A 26,992-nucleotide genomic window follows, 5' to 3' on the forward strand; every position below is an offset into this window, starting at 1 on the left:
GTATTCCGCTTCGCTCCATATGGGCTACGATCAGGCGTTCGGAACGAAGGACACGACGATGAACGAACAGACTTCCAAACCAAACAGGCGCTCGCCCTTCAGCGCCATCCGCGCGATCGACTACACCGTCATCTTCGTGCGCGACATGGCGGCGATGCGCCGCTTTTATGAGGGGATCCTCGCCTTATCCCTGTTGCGCGAGCTCTCGCCGAACTGGATCGAGTACGGGCTGGGCCCCAACACGCTGGCGCTCGCAAGACCGGGCCGGACCGCCGCCGATGTGCCGGTGCCGCACGGCACGGCCTCGCTGCAACTGGCCTTCAGGGTGTCCGCCGCGGAGGTCGACGCATGCGCCGACGAACTGGTACGGCAAGGCGTGACGCTGCTGTCGCCGCCGACGAACCGGTCCTTTGGACATCGGACACTGTTCTTTCGCGACCCCGACGGCAATCTGCTGGAGGTCTACGCGGAGATCTGAGGAAAGCTATTTGACGTATCCGGACAAAACCGCCTGTGCCCATTCCGGGCGGTTGTTGGCGAGCGCACGGGCCGAGGCGGCCTCCCAGTCGTATTCCAGGGCGAGGAGTTCGACTTGCCAGACCTTCTTTCTTTTCGTGAGTACCGCATACCGCGCGTGAGGCGAGCGGTATTCCAGGCTTGCGGCAAACGGAATGTCCGCGAACACCGGGCAACCGACGCTCCCCGGATTGAGAACCAGGCACTCGCCCGGCCCCTGAACGAGCGCCTGCCGGTGACTATGACCACACAGCACGACGCGAGCCGTCGGTTCACGCGCGAGACGCGTCGCCAGCACGTCGCGGCGGGCCGGCACGAAGCGGCCGTCGTCGAGCGATTCCTCCAACAGGCACGTCGTATCGTCGTCCGGTGTGCCATGGCAGGCCAGAATTCCCTCGTCCAGCCGCAGTTGGGGAGGCAAGGCGTGGAGTGCGCGACGCTGCTCCGCAGTCAACGCGTTGCGCGCAAACAGACCTGCCGGCGAGAGCTTGTCGTCCGGAAACTCCTCGATCCAACGATCATGGTTTCCGCGCACGGTCGGCAACGATAGCGACTGCAGCGCTTCGAAAGTTTCCTTTGGCCACAACGGGCTGGTGACACAATCGCCCAGATTGACCGTCCCGTCGGCGCCGCGCGCCTTGATGTCCGCCAGCACGGCCTCCAAGGCAGCAAGGTTGCCATGGATATCGGAAATGACCGCCAATCGCATTGTCTTGCTCCCCAGACCGATGGCTCGAATTTAGCCCTCTTGCGCATCTCCGGCACGTCCAATCGTGTCCGATTCAAACGAGAAGGCCGCCAAACTTCTCTCTGCTTAGGCCCCAAATCCCGCTATATGCAGCAAACGGCCCCTAAATCGCTGGATGTAGTGGGTCCGGCCGGCGGTAAGCTTATTCTCGCTGGTGCCAAAGCCATGCATCATAAGCATGGTGATTTGCCCGCGCTTGGCGTAAAGAGCGTCCAAATCAAATCACCACGCGTGCGGCTGGACCATTTTGCCGCGTACGCAGCTTCAGGTCGCGCGGCTCGACGTTCCGCGCCTGGACCAACCAAGGTTTATCCCGTGTCTTTCCCGACCATGAGTGCGCCGCTCGCCCGAGCTTTGGCCGAGCGCAACTACGACCGTCCGACCCCCGTTCAGCTCGCCGTGCTCGCGGAGGAAGCTGCCGACCGCGACCTCCTCGTTTCGGCCCAAACCGGCTCGGGCAAGACCCTCGCTTACGGGCTCGCCATGGCCAAGGACCTGCTCGGCGACGCCGAGCGGTTCGAGCGGGCGGGCGCACCGCTCGCCCTGATCGTGGCGCCGACCCGCGAGCTCGCCTTGCAGGTTCAGCGCGAGCTTGCGTGGCTGTATGAACATGCGGACGGACGCGTCGTCTCCTGCGTCGGCGGCATGGATCCGCGGCGCGAGCAGCGCGAGCTGGCAGCCGGCGCGCACATCGTCGTCGGCACGCCCGGCCGCTTGTGCGATCATTTGCGCCGCAACCGTCTCGACATTTCGGAATTGAAGGTGGTCGTCCTCGACGAGGCCGACGAGATGCTCAATCTCGGCTTTCGCGAGGACATGGAATTCATCCTCAAGACGACGCCGGAGACGCGCCGGACGCTATTGTTCTCGGCGACATTTCCGCGCGGCATCGTCGCGCTGGCCAAGCAATATCAGCAGCAGGCGTTCCGGATCGAGGTCGCGGGCGACGAAGGCGGTCACGCCGACATCGAGTACCGCGCCATCCGCGTCGCCCCCGGTGATGTCGAGCATGCGGTCGTCAACGTTCTGCGCTTCTATGAGTCGCCGAGCGCGCTGGTTTTTTGCAGCACGCGCGACGGCGTCCGGCATTTGCAGGCGGCGCTGCTGGAGCGAGGCTTCTCCGTGGTCGCGCTCTCTGGCGAATTGACGCAGAACGAGCGAACCACGGCGCTGCAGTCGCTGCGGGACGGGCGCGCCCGCGTTTGCGTCGCCACTGACGTTGCCGCCCGCGGCATCGACCTGCCGAGCCTCGACCTCGTCATTCACGCGGACCTGCCCAACGACGCCGAGGTGATGCAGCATCGCTCGGGCCGCACGGGACGTGCCGGCCGCAAGGGAACGAGCGTCCTGCTGGTGGTGCCGGCACGGCGGCGGCGCGCGGAGCTGCTGCTCAATCTCGCTGGCGTCGACGCAAACTGGGGCACGGCGCCGCAGGCCGATGAGATCCGCAAGCTCGATCACGCGCGCATGAAGGACGTGCTGTTCACTGAGGAGACGACCGCCGACGATCTGGTGCTGGCGCAGGCGTTGCTCGCCGAGCGGTCGGCCGAGGATATCGCAGCCGCGCTGGCGCGGCTCTATCGCGCACGGTTGCCGTCGCCCGAAGACATCATCGATCCCGGCGAGCGAAGCAGCCGGCCGCGCGAGGATCGCGGCCGCAACGACGCCCGCACGCCGCGCGACGATCGGACTCCGCGCGACGATGTCCGAAGCTCGCGCGGCGACGATCGCTCCGAACGGCTCCGGCCCAAACCCGGGAAAACATCCGCGAAACACGGCATGGCGGATGGCAGCGTCTGGTTCCGCGCCAACATCGGCCGAAAGAAGAATGCGGAAGCGCGCTGGCTGTTGCCGATGATCTGCCGTCGTGGCGGTATCGACAAGGGCGACATCGGCGCCATCAAGATCATGGACACGACGACCGAGTTCGAGATCTCCGAGCGCGTCGCGGAGTCCTTCGCCGCCAAGATCAAGCGCCCGGACAAGGAAGACAATATCCGCCTCGAGGCGATGGCGGATGCGCCGCAGCGACAGGCGCCTTCCGAGAAGCGGCCGCACGCGCCGCGGCGCGAGAGCGGCGAGGGCGATCATCGTGAACGCCGCGACGATCGCGCGCGCGAGCCGAGCGAATTCAAGCCACGCGGCAAGGGGCACGCCGAGCGCGCGCCGAAATTCGAGGGTGCTCCTTCTTTCGCGAAGAAAAAGCAGCACAAGAACAAGCCGGGACACGCAGAGCCCTCAGTCACGCCGTGGGCCGGGAAGGGCGCGCCGGGAAAGAAGCCCAAGAAGAAACATCGGGGCTGAGCTGCAGCCTGACAGCGTAGACAGGAAGCATGCCGCCGGGTTGCACCGGCGGCATTTTCATTTCAGTTCTCGGGTGGGCTCAGCGACCGCCGCCGCCACCACCTCCTCCGCCTCCGCCGCCACCACCGCCGCCGGCATCACGCATCGACGAGCTGTAGCGCGGATCGGTCTGCTTCATGTAGGTGGGCGAGGTGTCATGATGGATGACACTGGTGCGGCTTCTGCCAGGCGAGGTCGGCATCTCGATCAGGACACCGCAGCCTTCGAAGAAGGCGGTGTCGCAGCCATAGGTCCGGAGCTGCGCGGCGTTGGCACTGGTCGCGGTGAACGCGGCCGTCGCAGCGAAGGCAATCAAGGCAACTTTCGACAATGTGAGTTTCATGGACATTCTCCAGTCTCGTTTCGGCGAGACCGGAAACGGCCCGCACACATCTTCGACGGGAGCTGATCGAAGCCGGTTCGAGCGGATGGCTTCACGCCCGCGTGAGCCGCGCCGTTCGGGGAGGGACGTTACGTCGCAGCGAGGTCGCGCAGCATGTAGGTCGCGCTGTCGCCATAGGACGCGAGCTTTGCATGCAGTTCCGCATCCGCCATGACCGGCCGAAAGCCGAGACGTTCCCACAGCGGCCGCGTCGCGTAGACCGAGACCAGCGCGAGCGCCGTGATGTGTGATGCGCGGGCCAGCGTCTCGATCGTCGAAACATAGTCGCGCGCCACGCCGCCGCGAAAGTCGGGCAGCACGGCGACATCGTGGACGTAGAGGCAGTCCGCATCATCGGGCAATCGTTCGAGGAAGCCGTCGAGCGGTGGAATCCGGTGCTGCCTCCAGGGATGCGCGAGCCCGTAGCCGGCGATCGCATCGTCCGCGACGAGCACGCGGCAGCCGTCGGGATAGAGCCGCATCTTCTCCGCGAAGACGTCGGGACGTTCCGGAAGATCAGGATGAATCCGGGTCGCGATCGCGCTGATCGCGGGCAGGTCGGTGGTGCGCGCGGGACGCCAATGCGGCTTGCTCATGTCGATTCGTCGGTCCGTCTCTCTCAATCCAGTTTATTCCGCGGCGACGCCGCGCGCAGCGAAAAATATCTTTGCCGCCTTCTCAGGAATACCGTGGCCCGCGCGGCGTCCTACCCCATGCAAGCCAATTGCATGACAGGAGAGACCATGACGACATCCCCGATCCGCCTCGCGCTCACACTCGCCGCAGCGCTCGTGATCATTCCCGCCGCGTTCGCCGCGCCGCCGACCAAGACCGGCAAGACCGACAAGGGCAATGTGCTCACCGACGCCAAGGGCATGACGCTCTATACGTTCGACAAGGACGCGGACGGCAAGTCGGCCTGCAACGGCCCCTGTGCGACCAACTGGCCGGTGCTGAAGGCCGAGGCGAGCGATGCCGCCGGCGATGGCTACACCATCATCACGCGCGACGACGGCTCGAAGCAGTGGGCCTACAAGGGCAAACCGCTCTACACCTTCGCCAAGGACAGCAAGCCCGGCGACGTCACCGGCGACGGCTTTCTGAACGGCGCCTGGCATCTGGCGACGCCGTAAAGATGCGGCTCGTGCCCCGGAAGCAGCGCAACGCCCTTTGGCGGTGCGCTGCAGAGCCGGGGCCCATGTCGCGTCGCGCGACATCGCCTTCCGGGGCGCGGCTCTGCGCAGCAACGCTTGTCCGGGAGCCGAGAGCGATTGCACCATCGTCTCGCGCACGATTTGCCGCGCGGTCGACGACTTAGAGCGTCTCACCGCCTTGTAATCTGCGGTTTCGTAGCCACTTCGAGCTGACATCCAGCCGAAAGGGCATTTCGATGAAGTTCCGTGTCGGATTCGAAATGCTCTACGATTTCCCGCAGCCGACACCGATGATCATGGTTCTGGGCACGCATTTCACGCGTGCTTCCGATGTCATCGTGCCTGATTTCGTCACTTCAACGCCTGCCGTCGAGATCACGCCTTATCGCGACATGTTCGGCAATTGGTGCAGCCGCATGGTGGCGCCGGCCGGACGCATGCGCCTTGCCGCCGATGGCGTCGTTCGCGACAACGGCCTGCCGGATCCCGTGGTTGCCACGGCCATTCAGCACAGGATCGAAGAGCTGCCGTCCGACACGCTGGTTTATCTGCTCGGCAGCCGCTATTGCGAGACCGACCGGCTTTCGGAGATCGCCTGGAAGCTGTTCGAGAAGACGCCGCCGGGCTGGGCGCGGGTGCAGGCGATCTGCGATTTCGTTCACCGCCACATCACCTTCGGCTACGAGCATGCGCGCGCCACCAAGACGGCGTGGGAGGCGTATCAGGAAGGCAAGGGCGTCTGCCGTGACTATGCGCATCTGGCCATTGCGTTCTGCCGCTGCATGAACATCCCCGCGCGCTATTGCACCGGCTATCTGAGCGACGTCGGCACGCCGAAGCCGTGGGCCGCGGGCGATTTCGCCGGCTGGTTCGAGGCCTATCTCGGCGGGCGCTGGCACACGTTCGATCCGCGCAACAACGAGCCTCGGCAGGGGCGCATCCTGATCGCTCAGGGGCGCGATGCCTGCGACGTTCCGATCACGCAGACATTCGGCCCGAACAAGCTGGTCAGCTTCAAGGTCTGGACCGACGAGATCGCGCCGTAACGGCGCGAACGATCGCCTCCTAGCGAAGTCCCTCATACACCATCAGCCCGCGGGCGATCTGCAGTTTGCGGATCGCGCGCGGCAGCAGTTTCTCCGGCTGGTGCAGATAGCGCCATGAGGTGAGGGTGAAGGTGCCGAGCGCGCCGCATTCGTCGTCGAACGGCGCGAGCACTCCTGTCACGCTGACCGGCGTATGCGGGCGTGCGTTGAAGGGCAGCAGCAGCAATTCGAGATGCGCCTTGCTGCCGTCCTCGCGCGCGGCGGTGATACCGGCGATCGCACCCAGCGTCTCGTCGGCGACAACAGTCGTGATCTCCTCGATCTCGCGGCGGCTGGCCTCGGTGAACAGCGCCGCAAAGCTCTGGTCCTTGAGGTCGCACCCTACGAGCGCGCAGACGCGCGTGCCGGCGACGCGGAATGGGAAGCCCAGGGTCTGCTCGCTGGCCAGCACGAAGATGTCACTGAGCAGCTCGCGGACGGCGGCAGGATCGATGTCGGCCCGGTCTGGGGCCCGCGCAGCGCCGCGCTTCTCGTTCCAATACGCAAAGAATGCGCGGCTCGACGGATGTTTCATGACTGAACGCTTTACCCCGGGGGGACATCTGGCGGGACAAAGCTGTCCCGCTTCAGTGCACCCGCGATCCCTGTGTTGTTGTGCAGGAGGGGATTTGCAGCGTCCATGCCGCAGAGGCGTTTTCGGCCCCCTCGGGCGGGCCTTTGCATTGTTAACGTTAAATTAACTATGCGCTTTGCTCCGGCCGCGCCGCTGCTAGGGTGCCCGCGGTCGCAAGTCTCGCCGCTTTGCTCCAGGTTCTCGGCGGGGCCTGTACACAGGCGTCAAACAGTTTGGTCACGGGCGCGGGGAGGGGTGGGGATACACCTTATTCCCAAAGCCGCCGGAAGACCGACACGGACAGGCAGGGCTTCCCAGAGCCCTGCCTTTTCCTTTTGTGCACTTGCGCAGGGCCGGCAAAGGCGACTATCTCCAGATGGACCGCTCCGATCGCGCCTGAAAGCGAAGCTGCCTTGGATTCCCCGCACAATTCTCCGCCGCACGATTCCTCGCAGCAAGGTCTGCCGCAGGACGTGCCGGCCGTCCATGAGGAGGCTCCGCGCGAGCCGATCCTGACGCTGCCGTTTGCGTTGACCGCCTATATCGTGCTGCTGGCGGTGATCCATCTGCGGATGCTGCTGCCGCCGGAACTGGAGAACTGGACCATCGACGTCTTCGGCTTCATCCCGAAGCGCTACGATTCCTCGCTGCTCAATCTGCAGATCCCCGGCGGGGCCGGCGCAAAGGTCTGGAGCTTCGTCACTTATTCGCTGCTGCATGCCAATCTGACGCATCTGGCCTTCAACGTGCTGTGGCTGTTGCCGTTCGGCAGCGCGCTGGCGCGGCGGTTTGGCGCCGTCAGGTTCTTCCTGTTTCTCGCGGTGACGGCGGCGGCGGGCGCGCTCGCCCATCTCGTCACCCATGAGCATGCGGTGGCGCCGATGATCGGCGCCTCGGCCTCGGTGTCGGGCGCGATGGCGGCGGCGATCCGGTTCGCCTTTGTGCGCGGCAGCTTCCTGTCGTTCAGCCGATCGGACGCCGATACCGCCGCGAAGGTTCCGGCGCTGCCGTTGTCGCGGGCGCTGCGCGACGGGCGGGTGGTCGGCTTCCTCGCGGTCTGGTTCGGCGTCAACATCATCTTCGGCGTCGGTGCGATCGGCGTCGATGCCGAGACCACGAGCGTTGCCTGGCAGGCGCATATCGGCGGCTTCTTTGCAGGCCTTCTGCTGTTCGCGCTGTTCGATCCCGTGCCGCGCATACGAGGCGATGCTGCGGATGCGTCATCACAGGACGTTTCAGACCGTATTTGAAGCGGCGCTTGCGGCGCGGCCCGAATTCATCCATCATTCTCGAGAAGAATGTTTCAAAGCGACAAAGCCGCTCGCGGCTTGGCTTCGCAAAGCGCCCGAGCGTGAAACCGGCGCCTAAACTGTTAGTTGAAGACTCGACGAACAAGTCCGGACCGCGAAAGCGGACGGGTCCGATTCAGGGAGGCGACAATGACGGTACGTTCCATTCTCAATACCAAGGGCCACCAGATCATGAGCGTCGAGCCCGGCGCCAAGCTCGCCGCCGCGGTCAAGCTGCTCGGCGAGAAGAAGATCGGTGCGGTGCTGGTGATGAACCAGAGCCGGCTCGAGGGCATCCTGTCCGAGCGCGACATCGTGCGCGTGATCGGCGAGCGCGGTGCCGGCGCGCTGGACGAGCCGGTCTCGGAGGTCATGACCCGCAAGGTCGTCACCTGCAAGGAGACCGACACGGTCGCGGAACTGATGGAGACGATGACCGAAGGCAAGTTCCGCCATCTGCCCGTGATCGACAACGGCAAGGTGGTCGGCCTGATCTCGATCGGCGACATCGTCAAGCGCCGCGTCCAGGAATACGAGTCCGAGCAGGAAGCCCTGCGCGACTACATCAAGACGGCCTGACCGGACTTTACGCGCCGCCTTGACCGCCGGCTTTAGGCGCATGACCAGCGGGCGCCGGCGCCAGCACCTCGATCGCCTCCTGGATCGACTCCAGTGCGCGCTCGGCCGCGCGGGCGCCGTGCGCGATCAGATCCTCGGCGCGGTGGAAGTCGAACCAGCCGAACTGGCCGACCCGCGGCGAGATCAGCAGGTCCGGCGGATCGCCGGCGAGGCGCGCGCGGGTGATGCGGTCCTGCATGATGTTAAAGGCATCCACCATCACCGAGGAGATGCCGGGCCGGCCGCCGCCGCCGAAGAACTCGCGCTTCATGGTCTTCTCCGCCGAGAACAGGCGCGGAAAGCGCCGTTTGGCTGTCGTCTCCTCGGCCTCCGGCGCGGCCGGCGCGGGCATCGCGCCGTGCGAATAGATCGTCGTGGAATGGGTGAAGATGTCGCTGGAAAGATTTGCAGCGATGACGATTTCGGCGCCGAGCGCCCGGGCCGCCGAGACCGGCACCGGATTCACCAGCGCGCCATCGACCAGCCAGCGGTCGCCGACCAGCACCGGCGAGAAGATGCCGGGCAGGGCGTAGGAGGCGCGCATCGCGTCGACCACGCGGCCGCGCGTCAGCCAGATCTCATGGCCGGTGCGGACCTCGGTCGCGACGGTCGCGAACTTGATGGGCAGGTCCTCGATCAGGGTCTGGCCGACCGCCTCCTCGAGCCGGGTTGCGAGCTTCTCGCCACCGATCAGGCCGGAGCCGGTCAGGCGGATGTCGAGATAGCCGAGGATGTTGCGCATCCCCTGCAGGCCCAGTCCCCATTCTTCCAGCGTGTCGAGCCGGCCGGCCGCATAGAGGCCGCCGACCACGGCGCCGATCGAGGTGCCGACCACGACATCGGGCATGATGCCGTTGGCAGAGAGGGTTCGGAGGATGCCGATATGGGCAAAGCCGCGCGCGGCACCGCCTCCGAGCGCAAGGCCAATGACCGGCTTGCGAATGCTGCCAAGTCCGATCTTTTCGCCATTGGAGCCGTTCGCGCCCCGACCCTTCAAGATATCCAGCACCGAAACTCTCCTACCCGGGCCAGCCCTCACATCAGAGTAGGCACCGTACTCCCGCTTCGCCAGAACGACGGCGAAGCATGGTTTATACCGTTCGGAACGCAAGGGGGCAGCAGTGTGGCGAGGGCGGGTTGCCTCATCTCTCATCACGCAGGCGTCAACCGGTTCCATAGAACCTGATAGGCCGTATTTCCTGGGATATCAGAGGCTTGAATTTGCCGCGTTTTCGGTGAAAAGCAGGTGGCATGACACGCGGGGGTGACGGCATCATCGGATCGCGGCGCAGCGGCAGGCTGCTGCCGGCGCTGCTGCTTGCTGCGTGCCTGCTGCCGCTGCTCGGCCAAAGCGCCGCGCAGGCCCAGCTTTTCTCCGATCGCCCGCCGCCGGTGCCCCCCGCCTCGGTGCCCGACCCCGGCGGCGCCGTCAGCCTGGCGCCGCCCTCCGGTCCCGGTGCCGGCCCCCCGAGCCTGCCGCCGACCCTGATGCAGCCGAATACGCCCAGCATGCCGCCGCCCGCGGTCACCACCGTGCCGTCGGCTCCGCCGCTCAATGCCGCCGTGCCCGGACAGGGCGTGCTGTCGCTGACCGCCAAATACGGCAAGGACTCTCCTGCGATCACCAGCGGTCTGGTCTGGCGGGTGTTTGCCGATCGTCCCGACGAGAACGGCACCTTCAAGCTGATCCGCGAGGACCGCAGCGCCACGCCGAACATCGTGCTGCCGCCCGGCAATTACGTCGTGCACGTCGCCTTCGGCCTCGTCAGCGCGGTGCGCACCGTCAGCCTGAAGGCGGAGACCGACCGCGAATCCTTCGTGCTGCCGGCCGGCGGCCTGCGCATCGAGGGCCGCGTCGGCACCAGCCGCATTCCGCTGAACCAGATCTCGTTCGCGATCTACAAGGGCAGCCAGTTCGAATCCGGCGAGCGTGCCTCGCTGGTGCCGAACGTCGCCGCCGGCGACGTCGTGCTGCTGCCGGAGGGTACCTACTACATCATCTCCAACTACGGCGACGCCAACTCGGTGGTGCGCTCGGACATCCGCGTCCAGGCCGGCAAGCTCACCGACGTCACCATCACCCACCGCGCCGCCGTGATCACGCTCAAGCTCGTCAGCGACAGGGGTGGCGAGGCGCTTGCCAACACCGCCTGGTCGGTGCTGACGCCGGGCGGCGACGTCATCAAGGAATCGATCGGCGCCTTCCCGCGCGTCGTGCTCTCCGAAGGCGAATACCGCGCCATCGCCAAGAACGAGGGCAAGGTCTACGAGCGCGGCTTCAACGTTGTGAACGGCGTCGACGGCGAAGTCGAAGTCGTGGCGCGGTAGACTTCTCACCGGCGCGATCAGCGAGAGCACGACGTTCGACGCGACCGACTTCCGCAACATCGTACCGCGGTTCTCATCCAGCGCACGTAAATCCAACCAGACCGTCGTTGACCTGCTCGGCGAAAGCCGCAGCCAAATAGGGTGACGCCGGCGCACATTGCGCTGGCCAGCAGTGAACGTCCGGTGAGCATTCGCTTACCGGACGTCCTCCTGTGTTCTGATTTGAATACCCGGGGCAGCGCTGTCAGGCCGCATTGGCGGCACACAACACCGGCAGCGCCAGCTTATTCCGTCGGCGCCGCGACTTCGTCAAAGCCGGTGCAACATACGTATTTCCGATAATCAATTTTATTCTCTTTCCGTCCCGCTGCGTTATATGTCGGCTATCCTTCATATGAGGGAGGTCGGAGCAGGCTCGTGCACCTGCGAGACTGGCACGAAACAGGGGACCAAGCCCGTCGGCATGTATGAAGTGATCCTCACCAGGCGTAAGCGGTTTGGTTGGCGATGGCAGGTGTGCGACCAGTCCGGCAAGATATTTGCCGATGGCTTCGAGCGCACGCGGCCGTCCGCCAAATATCATGGCGAGCGCGCATTGTTCTTCCTGTTGTCACAAGCCTATCTGCACAAGCGTTTCGCGGCGTCCAGCGAGGACTAGCTGCGCGATGGCTGCGCAGCTCCGTCCTCCACCTCAGACATCAACGACCAGCTTGCCCTTCGTCGCGTGATCGCGGATCAGCGCGTAGGCATCGCCTACGTTCTCCAGCGTAAAGTGCCTGGCGTCGAGCTGCGGCATCAGCTTGCCGGCTTCAACCAGCCGCGTCGCCTCCGCCATGATCTCCCCGTGATGCGCGCGGCCTTCGCCTGACAGCAGCGGCAGCAGCGTGAACACGCCGGAATAGGTGGCGGCGCGGAACGAGAGCGGCGCCAGCGCATGCGTGCCCCAGCCGAGCGCGCTCACGACATGGCCGAAGCGGCGCACCGCCGCAAAGGAGGCATCGAGCACCTTGCCGCCGACGGTATCGTAGACGACGTCGAAGCCGTAGCCTCCGGTATGCTCTGCAACGTAAGCCTCGAGGGCAACGTCGCGGTCGATGAAGACGGCGCCGTAACCTTCGATCGTCGCACGTTGCGATGGCGAGCCGGTCGCGAACACCTTCGCTCCGAAGGCGCGCGCGATCTGGATCGCGACATGGCCGACGCCACCGGCGCCGCCATGTATCAGCACCTTCTGGCCGGCCTTCAACATCGCGCGGTCGATCAGGCCTTCCCAGGCCGTGATGACAATGAGGGGCAGGGCGGCCGCTTCCCGCATGCTGAGATTGGCGGGCTTGAGCGCCAGCAGCTCGGCATCGACAGCGGCGAATTCGGCCAGCGATCCCGGCACGCCGCCGACGCCGCCGGTCATGCCATAGACTTCGTCGCCCGGCTTGAACCGCGTCACGTTGCCCCCGGTGCGCTCGATCACGCCAGCAAGATCGATTCCGGGAATGGCGGGCAGCGGATGGCGTGCATGCGCCGCGGCACCAGCGTGGATCTTGGTGTCGAGCGGATTGACCCCGCTCGCATGGACCCGCACCAGCACCTCTCCCGGGCCGATCCCGGGCGTGGAGATGGTTGAGATGCGCAGCGGTGCGTTGTGTGTTTCCAGGATGGCCGCGCGCATCGTCGATGGTCTCGTCATGATCGTTCTGCTCCGTTGTCGGCCTCCAATATGCTCATGATATTTTGCATGGGAAGGAACAAGGATGTACGATATTCATACAGTTTTGTATGGTGGGGATTTCGATGGAGTGGAGCGATCTGCGCATCTTCCTGGCGATTGCGCGCGAAGGCACGCTCGGCGCAGCCGCGCGAAAGATCGGCCAGACCCAGCCGACCATGGGACGGCGGCTTCGCGCGCTCGAGGCCGCGCTCGGACAGACGCTGTTCCAGCGCACCGCCGATGGCTTCGTGCTGACCGACGAAGGCACTGCCGTGCTGCGCCATGCCGAGCGGATCGAGCAGGAGGCGATCGCGCTTGCGCGGCACGCTTCCGGTGCAGAGACGCAGCTCGACGGCCTGTTGCGGCTGTCGTCGTCGGACTGGTTCGGGACGGTGATGCTGTCGCCGGTGATCGCCGCGTTCGGGAAGCTTCATCCCAAGGTGACGGTCGAGCTCCTGACCGATGCGCGGCTCTACAGCCTGCCGCGTCGCGAGGCCGACCTCGTCTTCCGCATCAAGCGGTTCGACGAGCCCGAGGTGATCTCCCGCAAGCTGCTGCACATTCCCTACGCTCTCTATGGCAGGAAAGGCAGCAAGCCGCCCCGCGCCGGCGACGGCAGCGGCGTCCGCGTCGTCACCATGAACGCCGAATTCGCCGACATGCCCGATGCAGTCTGGCTGAAGCGCACGCTGCCGAATGCGGACATCGCCTCGCGCAGCAACAACCGGCAGGCCCAGGCCGAATTGTGCGCGAGCGGAGGCGGATTTGCCGTGTTGCCGCGTCCGCTCGGCGATCGCGATCGTCGCCTCGTCGCGCTCGACATCGGTACGCCGCCGCCCGGCCGCGACACCTTCATCGGCTATCACCGCGATCTCAGGCGCCTCGCCCGCCTGCGCGCGCTGCTCGATCTGGTGATCGAGCGGTTGGCGGGGTAGTGGGGCGTCCGTGGAAAAGGGGACCGACCTTCGAAAAGGCCGGTCCCAAAGTTCTATTCCGCAGCTTCCATGATTCCGCGCGTTCTGGGCAGGGGATCGGCGACTGTGTCGATGGCTTCCATCGACTTGTCGAACTTGACGAAGTCATCGTCCATGATTGCGCGCGGATTGAAGTTTTCATCCGCGATGATGCCGTGCACGCGGCGGCGCTGCATTCCCATGTTGCCGCCGTCGTAGATCGGCAATACGGAAGCCTCCCGAAGATATTTGCCGAACTTGTGCTCGGTACTGAGGCTGTTGACCCCGACAATCTGCATGCATTTGTAGACGCAATCGATCATCGTTTCGGTAACGTTGATCTTGCACATTGCGCCGATCAGTTCGGCGTGCTGGGAGTGCTTGTCGAGGTAGTCGGCGGCCCGCCAGGCAAAATATCGCGCGGATTCGATCTTGGCGGCGATGTCGCCCATGATGTAGCCGGCATTCTGGAAGCGGATGATCGGGGTGAGCGATCCAGCCGTGTTGGTCTTCAGGAATTTCAGCGCGTCCTCGTAGGCTGCCCGAGCTACGCCGACCGCGGCAATTGCTGCCACCGGACCAGACCAGGCAAAGTTGCGGTTGATGACGAGATCGCCGTTCCCCGCGGCGCCGGGCAGCAGGTTGTCGACAGGAACCTCGGCATTCTCGAACACGACAAATGCGTTCGACGTGGTCCGGTGGCCTTCCTTGTCGAGGAACGTCCAGGTGATGCCCGGCGTGCCGCGTTCAACGACGATCGCAGACAATCCTTCCGTGCCGCCGACGCTGCTGTCGGTCCGGATGATCGCGGTCTGGGTGTTGGTACCCAGTCCGTCCCAGCCCGCGGAAGACGACCATTTCTTCTTGCCATTGATGATGAATCGGTCGCCCTTCTTGACCGCCGTCATGCCGATTCCGGCCTTGGGCAGCGGGCTGTCGAAATTCGCCGTGCCGCCGGTGCCGCCCGGCGGTTCGCCCGCGGTCCAGGCGCTCAGATAGGTCCCGGTTGGATCGGACGTTGCCTCGCCGAGGAAGCGCTTCTTTTGTTCGTCGGAGCCGTACCAGAGGACCGGCATCAGGCCGAGACCGTTGCAAAGGCAGGTGCAGGCGAACCCGGGATCGACGGAGGTGATCTCCTCGCAAGCGATTACGTAGTCCAGACAGGACATTTCCGCCCCGCCATATTGCTTTGGCAGCATGGCCATGGCGATGCCCGCCTTGTAGGCCTCGATGTAGGCGCCCTTGGTCATCTGGTAGGCCAGCATGGGGTCCGGCTCCCTGTCGGCCGCCGGGATGACGGGTGCGAGGATGTTCTCCGTAAACTCCCGCGCAAACTTCTGAATCTTCCGCTGCTCCGGTGACATCGTGAAATCGATCGCCATTCGCGTTCTCCGTTGATTGCTCGTTCAAGATCGTTGGAGGCGAGGCCGGCCGGGCTGCTTCAACGCTCCCATCATGGGACATCGGGACAAAACGACAAGAAGATAGTTTAGGCAGTTAAATCTGTTTAAAGTAACGCAAGCGCTTTTGGCGCGTGCAATCTGTCGGCGTTTTGTGCATGATGTGACTGAAATTGACGCAGCGCCGGTCCGTTTCTTCGAATACATCTGGCGATGCAGCCATGATTGGAGGCTTTGCGTGATCGTCGGCGATACCCAGCAAAAGCTGCTGGCGAAACTTCTGGAAGCCAAGGCCGGACTGACGGTGGACGAACTCGCCGGCGAGGTGGATCTCACGCGCAGTGCGGTGAAGCAGCATCTTTCGGGGATGGAGCGTTCCGGATACGTGCAGCACACGTCTTCGAAGAGCGGAGGCCGGCCACGCTTTCTATATACTTTGACCGAAAGCGGTATTGATCTGTTTCCGAAACGCTATTCCTGGTTTTCGCGCGTCATGTTCGAGAGCTTGCGGAAGAAGATCGGTGCGTCGAAGTTCGGCGCCTACATGTTCGAGTTGGGTGTGGACATGTCGGCGGCGGCGATTCCCCGTCTGGTGGGAAAGACCCGGGTAGAGCGCGTCGTCGAGATCGTGAAAATCATGAACGAGACCGGGTTTGCGGCCCGCGTCACTTCGCCTGGCAAGGGTGAGAAGCTTCCTCGCATCGAATGCAAGAACTGCGTATTCCATGATCTTTCGAAGGACTACACCGAGGTCTGCCAATTCGATCTCGGTTTCCTGTCCGGCCTGATGGGCGCGCCTATCGAGCATCAGGAATGCATGCAGCGCGGCGGTCAGGCCTGCCGCTTCAGGTTCCTGCCGACGGCTTGAGTATCTGGCGGGGGTGCCTGCTTTCCGAAGGGCGTTGCAGCCGAGGCCGCGATAGAGCGCGGGTCGAAGGCGGGATCGGCCATGACCGCACAGATCTTCCGCATCTGCATGCCGACATTGCCGGCGTCATAGAGCGGGAAAACCGAGGCTTCGCGGAGATAGCGCCCGAGAGGATTGGAGGTGTCCAGTGCGTTGACGCCGACGACCTTCATCGCCTGAAACACGGCGTTGAACAGCATTTCGCTGCAAAACACCTTGGACATCGGGCCGATCGCATGGCCATTTGCGTCGTGAAGGTCGTGATAATGGGCCGCCTTCCACGCGAACGCGCGTCCGGCCTCGACCTTCATCGCGACCTCCGCCAGCGTGTAGGCCACGACCTGGTGGTTGATGATCGGCTTGTCTCCCCCGCCGGTATACTTTTTGGACCACGATAGCGCGTACTCGTAGGCGGACCGCGCCACACCGACGGACGCGATCGCGGCCACCGGTCCCGACCAGGTGAAGGCCTTGTTGACCACGAGATCGCCGTTTCCTACGGCGAACGCGTTTTCCTCCGGCACACGGCAGTCCGAAAACACAACGGAATTGTTCTGGCAGATGCGGTGCCCAAGTTTGCTGATCGGCGGCTCGTAGGTGATGCCAGGGGTCCCGCGTGGAATGATGATAGCACTCAGCGCGCGGGATCCTTCGGCCTCGGGCGTGGTCCGAACGATGCAGACATTGGCGTCTGCGCCCTGCAAATCCCAACCACCGGCGTTCGCCGGCCAGTGCTTTCGTCCGTTGAGGATGTACTCGCCGTTTTTCTTGTCGTGCACAGCGGTCAACGCGATGCCGGCGGGAAGGGATGCCGGGCCGTCGAAATTCGCCGTTCCCCCGGGGGTCCCGGCAGCTTCGCTCACGGTCCATCCGGCCAAATATTCACCGCGCGGATCGCTGGTCGCGGGCACCAGCCATTGTTGCTTCTGCCGTTCGTTGGCGAACCAGACCAGAGGCATCAAGGCCAGTCCGTTGACGAGCAGGATGGTAGCGAAGCCCGGATCGACTGCGCAGAGTTCTTCTACCACGATCTGAAGATCGACGTTTGAGATGCCGCCGCCGCCGTACTTCTTGGGAATGAACCCGGTAGCGAAGCCGAGCTTGTAGCTTTCCACGTAAGCGCCCTTGATCGACTGGAAAGCCTTCTGCGGATCGGGATCTTCGTCGGCCGGGCGCACCAGCGGACCAAGGATTTCGTTGGCGAACTCGCGGGCCATCCGTTGCAGGCGCCGCTGATAAGACGTCAGCGTAAAATCGATCGGCATCGTCGCTCCGTCGGTTAAAACAGTTTTACATATCTAAAGTCCTCGCGGTTGTTCTTATTGTGTGCAACCGTGGCCTATTGATAGGCACGCGAGAAGGAGGCCGGGCGCAGCAGTCGGTACGGCAGCGCACCTTCCCGGCGATCCGCCTTGCTCGCACGGGAGACAACAGGCGGCTTTCCGTAGCCCGGCCAGGGCTGCGCATCATTGGGCCTACTAGAATTTGACGACCTGTCGGGCAAAACACCCAAGCCATCGGTCAATCAGCGCGGCCAAAAATATTCGCCTTTACAGAATTTCGGAATAGGCGGATATTGCGCGCACTCCGGCCCAAGGAAGAGGGGCGTATCGCGATCGTCACGAACGCGGGCCGGACGGCGGTGGACGTGGGCCACACTGGTGCGACGGTGATCGCAGGGCGGGCAACCGTGAGCGAAGGCGTCGCGCGCACGACCGGTGTGATCCACGTACGGCAAAATCGTGTGGTCCTGGCGCCCGCAGGCTGGCGTCAAGCGTTGCGGTGATGTGGCGGCCCGACCGGGCGCGCGCATCGTTAGCCGCATGGCGACGGGGGCAATAGTGCATCGCTCCCCGAGGAGAGTACGACATAAGCCGTCAAACCACTGCGCAGGGAAGGCCGGATGTTTGGCTTCACCTGTATGCCGCTGTGCAAATTCTTGTTGCCACCTTTCGCACAGTGGACCGTGGGTGCCCGGCCGGCACCCGGTCTTCCCTGCGCCCTCTTTCATTTGAGGGTGAGACGACCTGGCAAGGCTCGGGCGAAACACGCCGCGAGGATGCGAAACTGTGTCTAACGCTTCAGCAAGCCGCAGGATGGGTACTTGCCTATCACCGTCACCCTGAGGTGCTCGCCTCTTCGGCGAGCCTCGAAGGGCGACGGCCCGGCTGCATCTCGGCCGTTCATCCTTCGAGGCTCGACTTGCGAGGCTATCGCATCGCAAATCTCGCACCTCAGGATGACGGAATGGACACTGTCGCCGCGGCGAGGCTGCTGCGGGTCCGGGACACGAGAGCGGAGTGCATGCCGCTATTGCACGCTCCGTCGGTGTGAGGGTGCCTTCGCATAACTGTCACAGTTTCTAACGCCCACTAACCAACGCCCGATTTAAAACCGTCATAATCGCCAAATGGAACCCGCGCCTGCGTCCTTTTTACACGGCATTAAGCGTGGCTGCATTGGATGCGGCGAGAAAGTGCGTTGGGGACTGCGATGACTGCCGCGAAGAAGATGCCGGGAAAACCGGCCACCGAAATGTTCGACGACATCCCGGTGCTTCAGCGCAAATGGCGTGCCGCGTTGAAGCCGGGCGACCGGCTGCCGCGCTATGAGGACGTGATGCTCGGCAGCCTCGGACGGCTCGCCGACCATATCGCGCTGCTGAAGAACGACGGTGCGCTCGAATTGTCGCGCAGCGGACGCTACGTGCAGAAATGGCTCGGCGAGGAACGCTGGGACATCCCGGTCGCCGAGCTGTCGCCCGATTGCGCCACGGCGCTGTCGGAAGCGGCGGCCAACGCGCTGAAGAGCGGACGGCCGCACCAGGCCAGCGCGTATTGCGTGCGCGACGGCATGGTCAGGACCTACGATCTGCTGGCGCTGCCGACCTCCTCGCGCTGGGGCGCCACGCTGGTCGGCGCCTATGTCAACGAGCGCGGCACGCAATACAATCTGCTGGACGCGATCTTCTCCTCGACCGACGACGCGGTCATCTCGCTGGCGATGCTGCGTGATGCCGGCGGCAAGCCGTTCGATCTCCAGATCGTGCATCACAACAAGAGCGCCGCGATGCTGCTGAAAGCCGCAGGCGCCGGCCTGTTGTGGCGCCGGATCGGCGAGGGCGGCAATTGGCTTGCCTCGCCCGACATCATCAAGTTCCTGCTCAAGGCCGTCTCCTGCGGCCGCGGCGAGCAGCTCGAGATCGAGAGCGAAGGACGGAATCTTCGATTGAGCGCCACCGCATTCGCCGATGTGGTTTCGCTGACGATCTCCGACGTCACTGCGCTGAAGCGGCGCGACGCCTCGTTCCGACTGCTGTTCGACCACAATCCGATGCCGATGTGGGTGTTCGACGCGCAGACCAGGGAATTCCTCAGCGTCAACGACGCCGCGGTCCAGCATTACGGCTACAGCCGCGAGGCATTCCTGCAGATGACGCTGCACGCGATCTGGCCGCAGGACGAATGGGACAGCCATGCCGAAGCGCTCGAACGCATCGGCGACACCTATCATTCCTCGCGCAATTGGCGGCATCTGCGCGCCGACGGCAGCGAGATCGAGGTACTCACCTTCGGCCGCCGCGTCGCCTTCGACGACCGCGACGGCTATCTGGTCGCGGTGGTCGACATCACCGAGCGGCGCAAGGCCGAGGCGCGCATCGCCCACATGGCGCACCATGACGGGCTCACCGACCTGCCGAACCGCGAGTATTTCCAGGAACGCCTGAAGCAGGCGCTCGACCAGGCCGGCGGAAAAAGGGTCGGCGTGCTCTATATCGACCTCGACCTGTTCAAGAACATCAACGATTCCTTCGGCCACCCGGTGGGCGACAGCCTGTTGAAGGAAGTTGCCGAACGTCTGACCACCGCGGTCCGCGGTGCCAATCTCGCGGCACGGCTTGGCGGCGATGAATTCGCTGTGATCCTCGCGGCCGACGTCTCGCCAAACGAAGCCAGCGCCTGTGCCACGCTGCTGATCGACATGCTGAAGGCGCCGTACGATCTCGACGGCCAGGAGATGGTGATCGGCGCCAGCATCGGCATCGCGCTGTCGCCGGGCGATGGCACGACGTCGGAGGAGTTGATGCGCAACGCCGACATGGCGCTGTACCGGGCCAAGTCCGACGGCGGCGGCGGCGTGCATCACTTCTTCGAGCGCGAGATGGACCTTCAGGCGCAGAAGCGCCGCGACATGGAGCTCGATCTGCGCCGCGCGTTTGCCAATGGCGAGTTCGAGCTGCACTACCAGCCGCTGGTGTCGATCGCCTCCGACCGCATCTCCGGCTTCGAATCGCTGCTGCGCTGGCATCACCCCGACAAGGGCATGATCTCGCCGGCGGAGTTCATTCCGGTGGCCGAAGACATTGGCCTGATCACCCAGCTCGGCGAATGGGTGCTGCGCGAAGCCTGCGCCGAGGCGGTGAAATGGCCCGCCGAGATCAAGGTCGCGGTCAATCTGTCGCCGGCGCAATTCCGCAGCCGCAATCTGGTGCAAGTCGTGATCTCGGCGCTGGCGCAATCCGGCTTGTCGCCGAAGCGGCTCGAGCTCGAGATCACCGAATCGATCTTCCTGGCCGAGACCGATGCCAATCTCGCAATATTGCACCAGTTGCGCGAGCTCGGCGTCGGCATCTCCATGGATGATTTCGGCACCGGCTATTCCAGCCTCAGCTATCTCCGCAGCTTCCCGTTCGACAAGATCAAGATCGACCGCTCCTTCGTCAAGGATCTGGCGCTGCGGCCCGATTGCGGCGCGATCGTGCGCGCGATCTCGGGGCTCGGCCGCAGCCTCAACATCACCACGACCGCGGAAGGCGTCGAGACCGAGGACCAACTCGACTGGCTGCGCGCCGAAGGCTGCAACGAGGTGCAGGGCTTCCTGTTCAGCGCGGCGCGGCCCGCCGTCGAGATCGCAAAGCTGCTCGCCGATTTCGGCCAGCGCGCGTCACGGGCGGCGTAACTCGGGAGGGAAGCAGTCGTAGACCAGCGCCTTGAAGGCCGGCGTGATGCGGCTGCGCTCGTTCTGGGTCTGCTGCATCATGAGGTAGACCATGCCGAGCTTGGGATCGACGCCAAAATAGGTGCCGCTGCCACTGTCCCATTTCAATTCGCCGAGCGAGCCCGCCGGCGGCGGCTTCGCATTGCCGGGATCTGTGCGCACACCAATGCCGTAGCCATAGCCGAAGCCGTCGCCCGGGAAATAGAAATAGTCGCGTCCGACACCCGAGCCGGGCCCGACATGATCGGTCGTCATGGCTTTGAACGCTGCGGGGCTGAGATAACGCTTGCCCTCGAACGCGCCGCCATTGAGCAGCATCTGCGAGAAGCGCTGATAGTCGGTGATGGTTGAGAGCAGCCCGCCGCCGCCCGACTCCCATTCGGGATGGGCGAGGCGGTCCCGCTCGCCAGCGAGCAGGACCAGGTCGCTCGGCAGCGGCCGCGCCATCCGCGCGCGCTCCTCGGGAGTCTTCAGCACGAATTTGGTGCTGCTCATCCCGAGGGGATCAAGGATACGTTGCTTGAGGAATTCGTACAGTGTCTGTCCCGAGATGATCTCGATGATGGCGCCGAGCACGTCGGTGGAATGGCCGTAGCGCCACAGCGTCCCCGGCTGGCGCGTGAGCGGCAGCCGGGCGATGCGATCGGCGAATTGCCTGTTGGTGAAGGGCCCCTCGAAAATGTCGGCGGCCTTGTAGACCTGCATCACCCAGGGGGCGCCGATATAGTCGTAGCTGATGCCGGAGGTCTGCCGCAGCAGATCCTCGATGTTGACAGGGCGGATTGGCGGCTCGAGCAGGAGCTTCGAGGTGCCGTCCGGCTCCACGCCCACCTTGGTGCCGGCAAAGAGCGGGACGTATTTCGACACGGGGTCGGTGAGCGCAAGCTTGCCCTCGTCGATCAGCATCATCGCGCCGAGACAGGTGATCGGCTTGGTCATGGAGTGGATGGCGAAGATCGTGTCCGGCGTCATGGCGAGGCCGGTCCTGGTGTCGCGTACGCCGAATGTCTTGAAATAGACCGGCTTGCCGTGCTGCTGGACCAGGATCACGGCGCCCGGCAACCGGCCGCTTCGGACCTCGTCGTCAAAATACGCCGTGATGCGGTCGAGTCCCGCGGGCGACGGAGCGGGGATGTCGGCGGCGCGGCTTCGCGCCATCGTGCCGGCGAGCAGTGCGGCTCCAACCAGAAAGTCACGACGCTTCATCCTAGCTTCCTCCCTCGCCGGGAACAAAGCCGCAAGACGTCAGAAGCGTCAACAAGACTTCAATTAAAAACGCGTCACGATTTCCGAAAGGAACGGTCGCGGACGGTCCTCGCTCGGCTTGGTCGGCGTGCCGATATGGACGAGGCCGGCGAGCTTTTCGTCCGGCTTGAGGCCAAGGCCATCCAGCACGTCGCGGTCGAACGAGAACCAGCCGGTCAGCCAGCAGGCGCCGTAGCCGAGCGCGGTCGCGGCCGTGACGATGTTCATGGCGCTGGCGCCCGCCGATAGTTCCTGCTCGAACGCCGGCACCTTCGGATGCGGCCTGGTGAAGCTGACGATGCCGATCACCAGCGGGGCGTCGGTGAGGCGCTTGCGCTCGGTCTCGATGTCGGCCGCGGGCGCGCCGGGATTCTTGCGGGCAAACACCTTGGCGATCACCTCGCCGGCGCGCTGGCGGCCGTCGCCCTCGAAGATAATGAAGCGCCAGGGCGCAAGCTTGCCGTGGTCGGGCACGCGCGCGCCGATGGTGAGGATGGTCTCGAGCTCGGCCGGGGAGGGGCCGGGCCCGGTCATCTCGCGCGGCTTGACCGAGCGGCGGGTCTTCAGGAGTTCGATGGCGTCGGGCACGGGTGTCACTCTCATGGGGTCGATTGAGCCACGCATTAGCATGCGATCCTGCTCGCCACGAGGCCATGGAGGCCCAATTAGACCGATTGTGATCGGTGCTGCCCGATGCCCGGCTTCACCAGGCAAAGCGCACGACGCCCTTGCCGGCATAGGCGCGGGTGACGGTGGAAAGCTCGCCCTCGAATGTCGCGGCGGCGGACCAGCCGCTGGCCCATGTCATCTCGACCGACGTGGTCGTGAGCGCGGAGTCGCGCGCCAGCGCTGCGCCGCTCACGGTGAAGCTCGCGCCGGGCAAGACCGTGAACCCGGCCACCGCCGAACGGGCAGGATTGAAATCATGCGCCCAGGCGAGGCGGCCGCGCAAGGCGAGGACGCCGTCGGACAGCGCCCAGGATCTGTCGCTGCGCAACCCCAGTTCAGTGCGGCTGTCGGCCACGCGCCTGGCTGCGTAGTTCAGCGCAAATGTCGACGCGCCGGAGACGACCTGTTCTGCGTAGGCCGGCTGATCGAACAGAACGGCTTGCGCTGCCGCGTAAGGCGTGAGGCCGAGGCCGCCGCTGACGGGCAGGACGAAGCGATAGCCGCTCTCGATGCGGCCCGCCCATGCATTGGCCTTGAAGCTGGCACGCAATCGATCGGCGCCGGAGATGGTCACCGTGCGGTCGGTGGTGATGTCCTGCCATCCATAGGCGAGGGCGGCAGCAATGAAGGCGGCCCTCTCGGTATGGCGCAGATGGACGCCGGCCTGAAACAGGTCGGAGCGGCCGGAGCCTTGACCATTGACGCCGAAGCTGGTGCCGCCGCCGGCCAGAGCAAAGCCCGTCACCGTCTGCGGCGAAAGCCAGTGGTCGGCGCCGGCCGCGACGGCATAAGTCCGGCTCGTCGCGTCGTTCGATCCGGCGGCTGAGTTGCCGCTCGTGGATTGAGCGCCGCCGAGGCCGGCCGCCCACACATTCCAGCGCTGCTCGAAGCTGCTGGCCGGGGCGACAGGCAGCCTTGCAAAGGCATCCGTCGTCCGGGTGGTGCGCTCGTCCGCAAAACGGCTCACGCCTCCGGTATGACCGACGCCCGTTGCGGTCGGATCGGTGAGCAGTCCGACGAAGCGGCCCATCGCATCGAACGTCGCCTGCTGTGCGGCTGTCCCGGTCTCGCCGGACGCCTGGGTCAGGGCCGCCGGGGTGAGCGCGCCGTAGACGGCCGGGATGCCGCCGTTGCGATTGAAGAAGTCGGTGAGGGCGTTGGCGACCGCCTGCTGATTGCCGTTCAATCCGGATGGAATGGCGAACGACAGCACGAGATTGAGATAGGCGTCGTTGGCGTTGTAGCTCAAGCTGGTCGTGAAACCGAACGGCAGGTTGGTGCTGACGACGCCCGGTGCGAACGTGCCGGAGATGCCGCCGCCGGCGGTCAGGATCGTATAGGTCTTGCTGATATAGCCGCCGTTGGCGAACACGGCATTCACGGTTGCGCCGCCGAGCGAGGCGGTGCCGCTGACGGTCGCGATCGATGCGGCCGACGGATCGAGCTGCACCCGATAGGTCGCGCCGGATTGCATGGCGAGATTGCCGTCGATCGTCATCGACGAGCCCGGCGAACCGTTGCCCGGCGCCAATGTTCCGCCGGCATTGATAGTGATCGTGAGAGGTGGGTCGACGATGCCCGCACCGGTTAGCGTGCCGCCGGCGTTCACCGTCACGGCCGAGGTGCTGGCGAGGGTGCCTTCGACGTCAAGTGTACCGCCATCGATGATGGTTGCGCCAGTATAGGTGCTGGTCCCGGTCAGCCGCAGCGTGCCGCTTCCGGCCTTGGTCAGGCCGCCGCTGCCCGAGATCGTACCCGAGAAGGTTGTGCTGCTGTTGTCACCGCCGGCCGTGAGCGTTGCTGCGCTCAGCGTGACGGCGCCTGCGCCTGCGAGCGAGCCGATGGTCTGGTTGAAGCCGTTGAGATCGAGCGTCGCGCCGCTGGCGACCGTGAAGGCGCTGGTTGACGCGAATGCTCCGGTCGCGCCCGCCCTCATTGTGCCGGCGTTGATGGCTGTCGCTCCCGTGTAGGAATTCGTGCCGGAAAACGCGATAGTGCCGCTGCCGTCCTTGGTGAAGCCACCGGTTCCGGAGATCGTGCCCGAGAAGGTCGTGCTGCTATCGTCGCCGCCGGCGGTCAGCATCGCGCTCCCCAGCGTAACGTTGCCGCCGCCCGCGAGCGAGCCGATGATCTGGTTGAAACCGTTGAGATCGAGCGTCGCGCCGCCTGCCACCGTGAAGGCACTGCCGGACGAGAATGCGTCGGCCACACCCGCGCGCAGGGTGCCGGCATTCACGTTGGTCGCGCCCGCATAGGAATTCGCGCCGGAGAGCAGCAGGGTGCCGCTGCCGTCCTTGGTGAAGCCGCCGCTTCCGGAGATCGTGCCGGAGAAGGTCGTGCTGCTATCGTCGCCGCCTGCTGTCAGCGTTGCCGCGCCCAGCGTGACGCTGCCGGCGCCTGCGAGCGAGCCGATCGTCTGGTCAAAACCGTTGAGGTCGAGCGTTGCGCCGCCGGCGACCGTGAAGGCGCTGACGGACGAAAATGCTCCAGTGGCACCCGCCTGCAATGTGCCGGCGTCAACGTGGGTCGCGCCGGTGTAGGAGCTGGCTCCCGACAGCGACAAGGTGCCAAGGCCGATCTTGGTCAGCCCGCCGGCGCCGCCGATGTCACCTGCCAGCGTCGCATCGTTGCCGTTGGTGTCGAAACTGCCGCCGCCGCTGTTCAGCGTGACGACGCGGCTGGTGGTGAAGCCGGCGAGAAATCGCAAGGTGCCGCCGTCGAACGAGAGCCCGCCGGACGCCGCGCCGAGGTTAGCGTCGGACGACACCTCCAGCGTACCCTGGTTGATGCTCCAGGGCGTCGCCGCAGTCGTCGTTCCAGTTAGCGTCCAGGTGCTGGTCCCGGTCTTCACGAAAGTCGAGAAGCCCTGATACTGCGCGGCCGGGCCGATGCTGGAGACATCGAAGCTGCTGTCGGTGGCGCCCCCGAGGCGGAAGGTATCCGTGCCGGTGCCGACGACGTTGCCGGTGATGACTGATCCCGCCCGGAGCTCCAGGATGTTGCTACCGCCGGTGAAGGTGATGGCGTTAACAGGGCCCCAGCCGCCTGTTTGCAGGCCGCCCGAGATCGTGCCGCTGTTGATCACAGTCAAGTCGGCGCCAAGGATGGCTACGCCCGCAGTGCCAGGTGCGCCCGCCGCACTCGCAAAAGCGGAGCTTGCGGTGCCGGCGTCACCGGACGTGCCACCCATGATACTGCCGGAATTGATGATTGTCGCTGGACCGCTGGCATAGACGCCGATTCCGCCATTGCCGCCGTCGCCCGCGGCGTTGGCTGATGTACCGGCCAGCGCATTACCTCCGTTGCCGCCGGTTCCGCCGGAAATGCTGCCCGCGTTGTTGAGGACGCTGCTGCCGGTCAGGAAAACACCGATGCCGCCGTCGCCGCCGTTTCCGCCAAAGCCGTCGCTCAACGTGTTAGCGCCGCCGGCGCCGCCGTTGCCGCCGCGGATGATCCCGGTACTTCCGTTCGTATAGGTGAGAGCACTGCCATCAACGACGACACCATAGCCGCCAGCCCCGCCGCCGCCGCCGGCGCGATTGGTGCCGGTCGTCGTGCCGCCTTTGCCGCCGCGGGTGCCGGCAACGGTCGCCGAGTTGGTGGTGCTGGTCGTCACCACCGCGCCGTGAACGCCGCCGGCGCCGCCGCCGCCGCTCGTGACGAAGTCACCATTCTCGCCGTCGTCGCCATTCCCGTCACTGTCGGTGTCCGAGCCGCCCAAAACGTTGCCCGTACTGTCACTTCCGCCGGCGCCGCTGGTCACGCCCGCACCACCACCGCCGCCGCCGCGGGTCGGATTCGTCCCAGCGGTCCCGTTGCCCCCCGCGCCGGTCGCCGAGCTCAGCCCGCCATTGGTGAAACCTGGGCTGTTGCTGCCGCCCGAACCGCCGCGGGTGGTCTGCGCCAGAGCGGGGCTGGCGGCGACGAGCGCCAAGACGACGGCAGTTGTCAGGTAGGACAGCCTCGGCCGCCTCCGGCTGCATCCCGGAGGGTCGCGATGTAATGCGTGAGCGGCCGGCAACGTCACCCCCTTGCGCAAAGACGCCCAATGCAGACCCTGCAGCGTCTTCGGCTCCGC

General features: G+C 65.0%; 22 protein-coding genes. 11 read left to right on the forward strand and 11 right to left on the reverse strand.

The window, feature by feature from the left end; translation table 11 throughout:
• The first annotated feature begins 58 nt into the window (after positions 1 to 58).
• Entirely contained in the window at positions 59 to 478 is a 420-nt protein-coding gene (locus FNV92_RS13845) for a VOC family protein (RefSeq protein ID WP_143846323.1), read from the forward strand.
• A 6-nt stretch (positions 479 to 484) separates the two neighbouring features.
• Here the strand turns inward: FNV92_RS13845 and FNV92_RS13850 are convergent, their stop codons facing one another.
• Entirely contained in the window at positions 485 to 1,225 is a 741-nt protein-coding gene (locus FNV92_RS13850) for a metallophosphoesterase family protein (protein ID WP_143845997.1), read from the reverse strand.
• Positions 1,226 to 1,594: 369 nt separating this feature from the next.
• On the opposite strand from FNV92_RS13850, the gene FNV92_RS13855 reads away from it, so the two are divergent.
• Positions 1,595 to 3,568 carry a DEAD/DEAH box helicase gene (locus tag FNV92_RS13855; RefSeq protein WP_168213841.1) on the forward strand — a complete coding sequence of 658 codons (1,974 nt, stop codon included), beginning with the start codon at positions 1,595 to 1,597 and terminating at the stop codon, positions 3,566 to 3,568.
• 79 nt (positions 3,569 to 3,647) lie between these two features.
• Here FNV92_RS13855 and FNV92_RS13860 read toward each other — a convergent pair whose 3' ends face one another.
• Together FNV92_RS13860 and FNV92_RS13865 are read right to left on the reverse strand one after the other, a co-directional pair.
• Positions 3,648 to 3,950, reverse strand: a complete 303-nt coding sequence (locus tag FNV92_RS13860) for a hypothetical protein (RefSeq protein WP_143845995.1) — start codon at positions 3,948 to 3,950, stop codon at positions 3,648 to 3,650.
• 128 nt (positions 3,951 to 4,078) lie between these two features.
• Positions 4,079 to 4,585 (reverse strand): GNAT family N-acetyltransferase, encoded by a 507-nt coding sequence (locus FNV92_RS13865; protein WP_143845994.1) that lies wholly within the window; start codon positions 4,583 to 4,585, stop codon positions 4,079 to 4,081.
• A 147-nt stretch (positions 4,586 to 4,732) separates the two neighbouring features.
• On the opposite strand from FNV92_RS13865, the gene FNV92_RS13870 reads away from it, so the two are divergent.
• Together FNV92_RS13870 and FNV92_RS13875 are read left to right on the forward strand one after the other, a co-directional pair.
• Positions 4,733 to 5,122, forward strand: coding sequence for a COG4315 family predicted lipoprotein (locus tag FNV92_RS13870; protein WP_143845993.1), 390 nt, complete (start codon positions 4,733 to 4,735; stop codon positions 5,120 to 5,122).
• A gap of 257 nt (positions 5,123 to 5,379) precedes the next feature.
• Positions 5,380 to 6,189, forward strand: a complete 810-nt coding sequence (locus FNV92_RS13875; RefSeq protein WP_143845991.1) for a transglutaminase-like domain-containing protein — start codon at positions 5,380 to 5,382, stop codon at positions 6,187 to 6,189.
• Between the two features lie 19 nt (positions 6,190 to 6,208).
• Here FNV92_RS13875 and FNV92_RS13880 read toward each other — a convergent pair whose 3' ends face one another.
• Positions 6,209 to 6,763 carry a PAS domain-containing protein gene (locus FNV92_RS13880; RefSeq protein WP_143845990.1) on the reverse strand — a complete coding sequence of 185 codons (555 nt, stop codon included), beginning with the start codon at positions 6,761 to 6,763 and terminating at the stop codon, positions 6,209 to 6,211.
• 452 nt (positions 6,764 to 7,215) lie between these two features.
• Here FNV92_RS13880 and FNV92_RS13885 point away from each other — a divergent pair, with 452 nt between their 5' ends.
• Positions 7,216 to 8,052, forward strand: coding sequence for a rhomboid family intramembrane serine protease (locus FNV92_RS13885; RefSeq protein ID WP_143845989.1), 837 nt, complete (start codon positions 7,216 to 7,218; stop codon positions 8,050 to 8,052).
• A 189-nt stretch (positions 8,053 to 8,241) separates the two neighbouring features.
• Entirely contained in the window at positions 8,242 to 8,670 is a 429-nt protein-coding gene (locus FNV92_RS13890) for a CBS domain-containing protein (RefSeq protein WP_143845988.1), read from the forward strand.
• Between the two features lie 7 nt (positions 8,671 to 8,677).
• Here FNV92_RS13890 and FNV92_RS13895 read toward each other — a convergent pair whose 3' ends face one another.
• Positions 8,678 to 9,718 carry a patatin-like phospholipase family protein gene (locus tag FNV92_RS13895; RefSeq protein WP_143845987.1) on the reverse strand — a complete coding sequence of 347 codons (1,041 nt, stop codon included), beginning with the start codon at positions 9,716 to 9,718 and terminating at the stop codon, positions 8,678 to 8,680.
• A 242-nt stretch (positions 9,719 to 9,960) separates the two neighbouring features.
• On the opposite strand from FNV92_RS13895, the gene FNV92_RS13900 reads away from it, so the two are divergent.
• Positions 9,961 to 11,037, forward strand: a complete 1,077-nt coding sequence (locus tag FNV92_RS13900; protein WP_143845986.1) for a hypothetical protein — start codon at positions 9,961 to 9,963, stop codon at positions 11,035 to 11,037.
• Positions 11,038 to 11,500: 463 nt separating this feature from the next.
• The gene (locus FNV92_RS13910; protein ID WP_041748818.1) at positions 11,501 to 11,695 is read left to right on the forward strand and encodes a hypothetical protein; all 195 of its coding nucleotides are present in this window, start codon (positions 11,501 to 11,503) and stop codon (positions 11,693 to 11,695) included.
• A gap of 33 nt (positions 11,696 to 11,728) precedes the next feature.
• On the opposite strand, the gene FNV92_RS13915 is transcribed toward FNV92_RS13910, so the two are convergent.
• The gene (locus tag FNV92_RS13915; protein WP_168213725.1) at positions 11,729 to 12,721 is read right to left on the reverse strand and encodes a zinc-dependent alcohol dehydrogenase family protein; all 993 of its coding nucleotides are present in this window, start codon (positions 12,719 to 12,721) and stop codon (positions 11,729 to 11,731) included.
• 104 nt (positions 12,722 to 12,825) lie between these two features.
• On the opposite strand from FNV92_RS13915, the gene FNV92_RS13920 reads away from it, so the two are divergent.
• Positions 12,826 to 13,677 (forward strand): LysR family transcriptional regulator, encoded by an 852-nt coding sequence (locus tag FNV92_RS13920; protein ID WP_143845985.1) that lies wholly within the window; start codon positions 12,826 to 12,828, stop codon positions 13,675 to 13,677.
• 53 nt (positions 13,678 to 13,730) lie between these two features.
• On the opposite strand, the gene FNV92_RS13925 is transcribed toward FNV92_RS13920, so the two are convergent.
• The gene (locus FNV92_RS13925; RefSeq protein ID WP_143845984.1) at positions 13,731 to 15,077 is read right to left on the reverse strand and encodes an acyl-CoA dehydrogenase family protein; all 1,347 of its coding nucleotides are present in this window, start codon (positions 15,075 to 15,077) and stop codon (positions 13,731 to 13,733) included.
• A 256-nt stretch (positions 15,078 to 15,333) separates the two neighbouring features.
• Between FNV92_RS13925 and FNV92_RS13930 the strand changes: the two genes are divergently transcribed.
• On the forward strand, positions 15,334 to 15,963 hold the full coding sequence (locus FNV92_RS13930) for a helix-turn-helix transcriptional regulator (RefSeq protein WP_094895492.1): 630 nt from the start codon (positions 15,334 to 15,336) through the stop codon (positions 15,961 to 15,963).
• On the opposite strand, the gene FNV92_RS13935 is transcribed toward FNV92_RS13930, so the two are convergent.
• Positions 15,927 to 17,267, reverse strand: a complete 1,341-nt coding sequence (locus FNV92_RS13935; RefSeq protein ID WP_143845983.1) for an acyl-CoA dehydrogenase family protein — start codon at positions 17,265 to 17,267, stop codon at positions 15,927 to 15,929. The two genes, FNV92_RS13930 and FNV92_RS13935, sit on opposite strands and share 37 nt — an antisense overlap.
• Positions 17,268 to 18,495: 1,228 nt before the next feature.
• On the opposite strand from FNV92_RS13935, the gene FNV92_RS13940 reads away from it, so the two are divergent.
• Positions 18,496 to 20,961 (forward strand): putative bifunctional diguanylate cyclase/phosphodiesterase, encoded by a 2,466-nt coding sequence (locus FNV92_RS13940; protein WP_143845982.1) that lies wholly within the window; start codon positions 18,496 to 18,498, stop codon positions 20,959 to 20,961.
• On the opposite strand, the gene FNV92_RS13945 is transcribed toward FNV92_RS13940, so the two are convergent.
• From FNV92_RS13945 to FNV92_RS13955, 3 genes are all read right to left on the reverse strand, one after another.
• Positions 20,947 to 22,206 carry a serine hydrolase domain-containing protein gene (locus FNV92_RS13945; protein WP_143845981.1) on the reverse strand — a complete coding sequence of 420 codons (1,260 nt, stop codon included), beginning with the start codon at positions 22,204 to 22,206 and terminating at the stop codon, positions 20,947 to 20,949. The two genes, FNV92_RS13940 and FNV92_RS13945, sit on opposite strands and share 15 nt — an antisense overlap.
• Positions 22,207 to 22,269: 63 nt before the next feature.
• Entirely contained in the window at positions 22,270 to 22,833 is a 564-nt protein-coding gene (locus tag FNV92_RS13950) for a nitroreductase family protein (RefSeq protein WP_168213840.1), read from the reverse strand.
• A 115-nt stretch (positions 22,834 to 22,948) separates the two neighbouring features.
• Positions 22,949 to 26,848, reverse strand: coding sequence for an autotransporter domain-containing protein (locus FNV92_RS13955; RefSeq protein WP_143845979.1), 3,900 nt, complete (start codon positions 26,846 to 26,848; stop codon positions 22,949 to 22,951).
• Between the last annotated feature and the right edge of the window lie 144 nt (positions 26,849 to 26,992).

The organism is Bradyrhizobium cosmicum (assembly GCF_007290395.2).
Lineage (GTDB): Bacteria > Pseudomonadota > Alphaproteobacteria > Rhizobiales > Xanthobacteraceae > Bradyrhizobium > Bradyrhizobium cosmicum.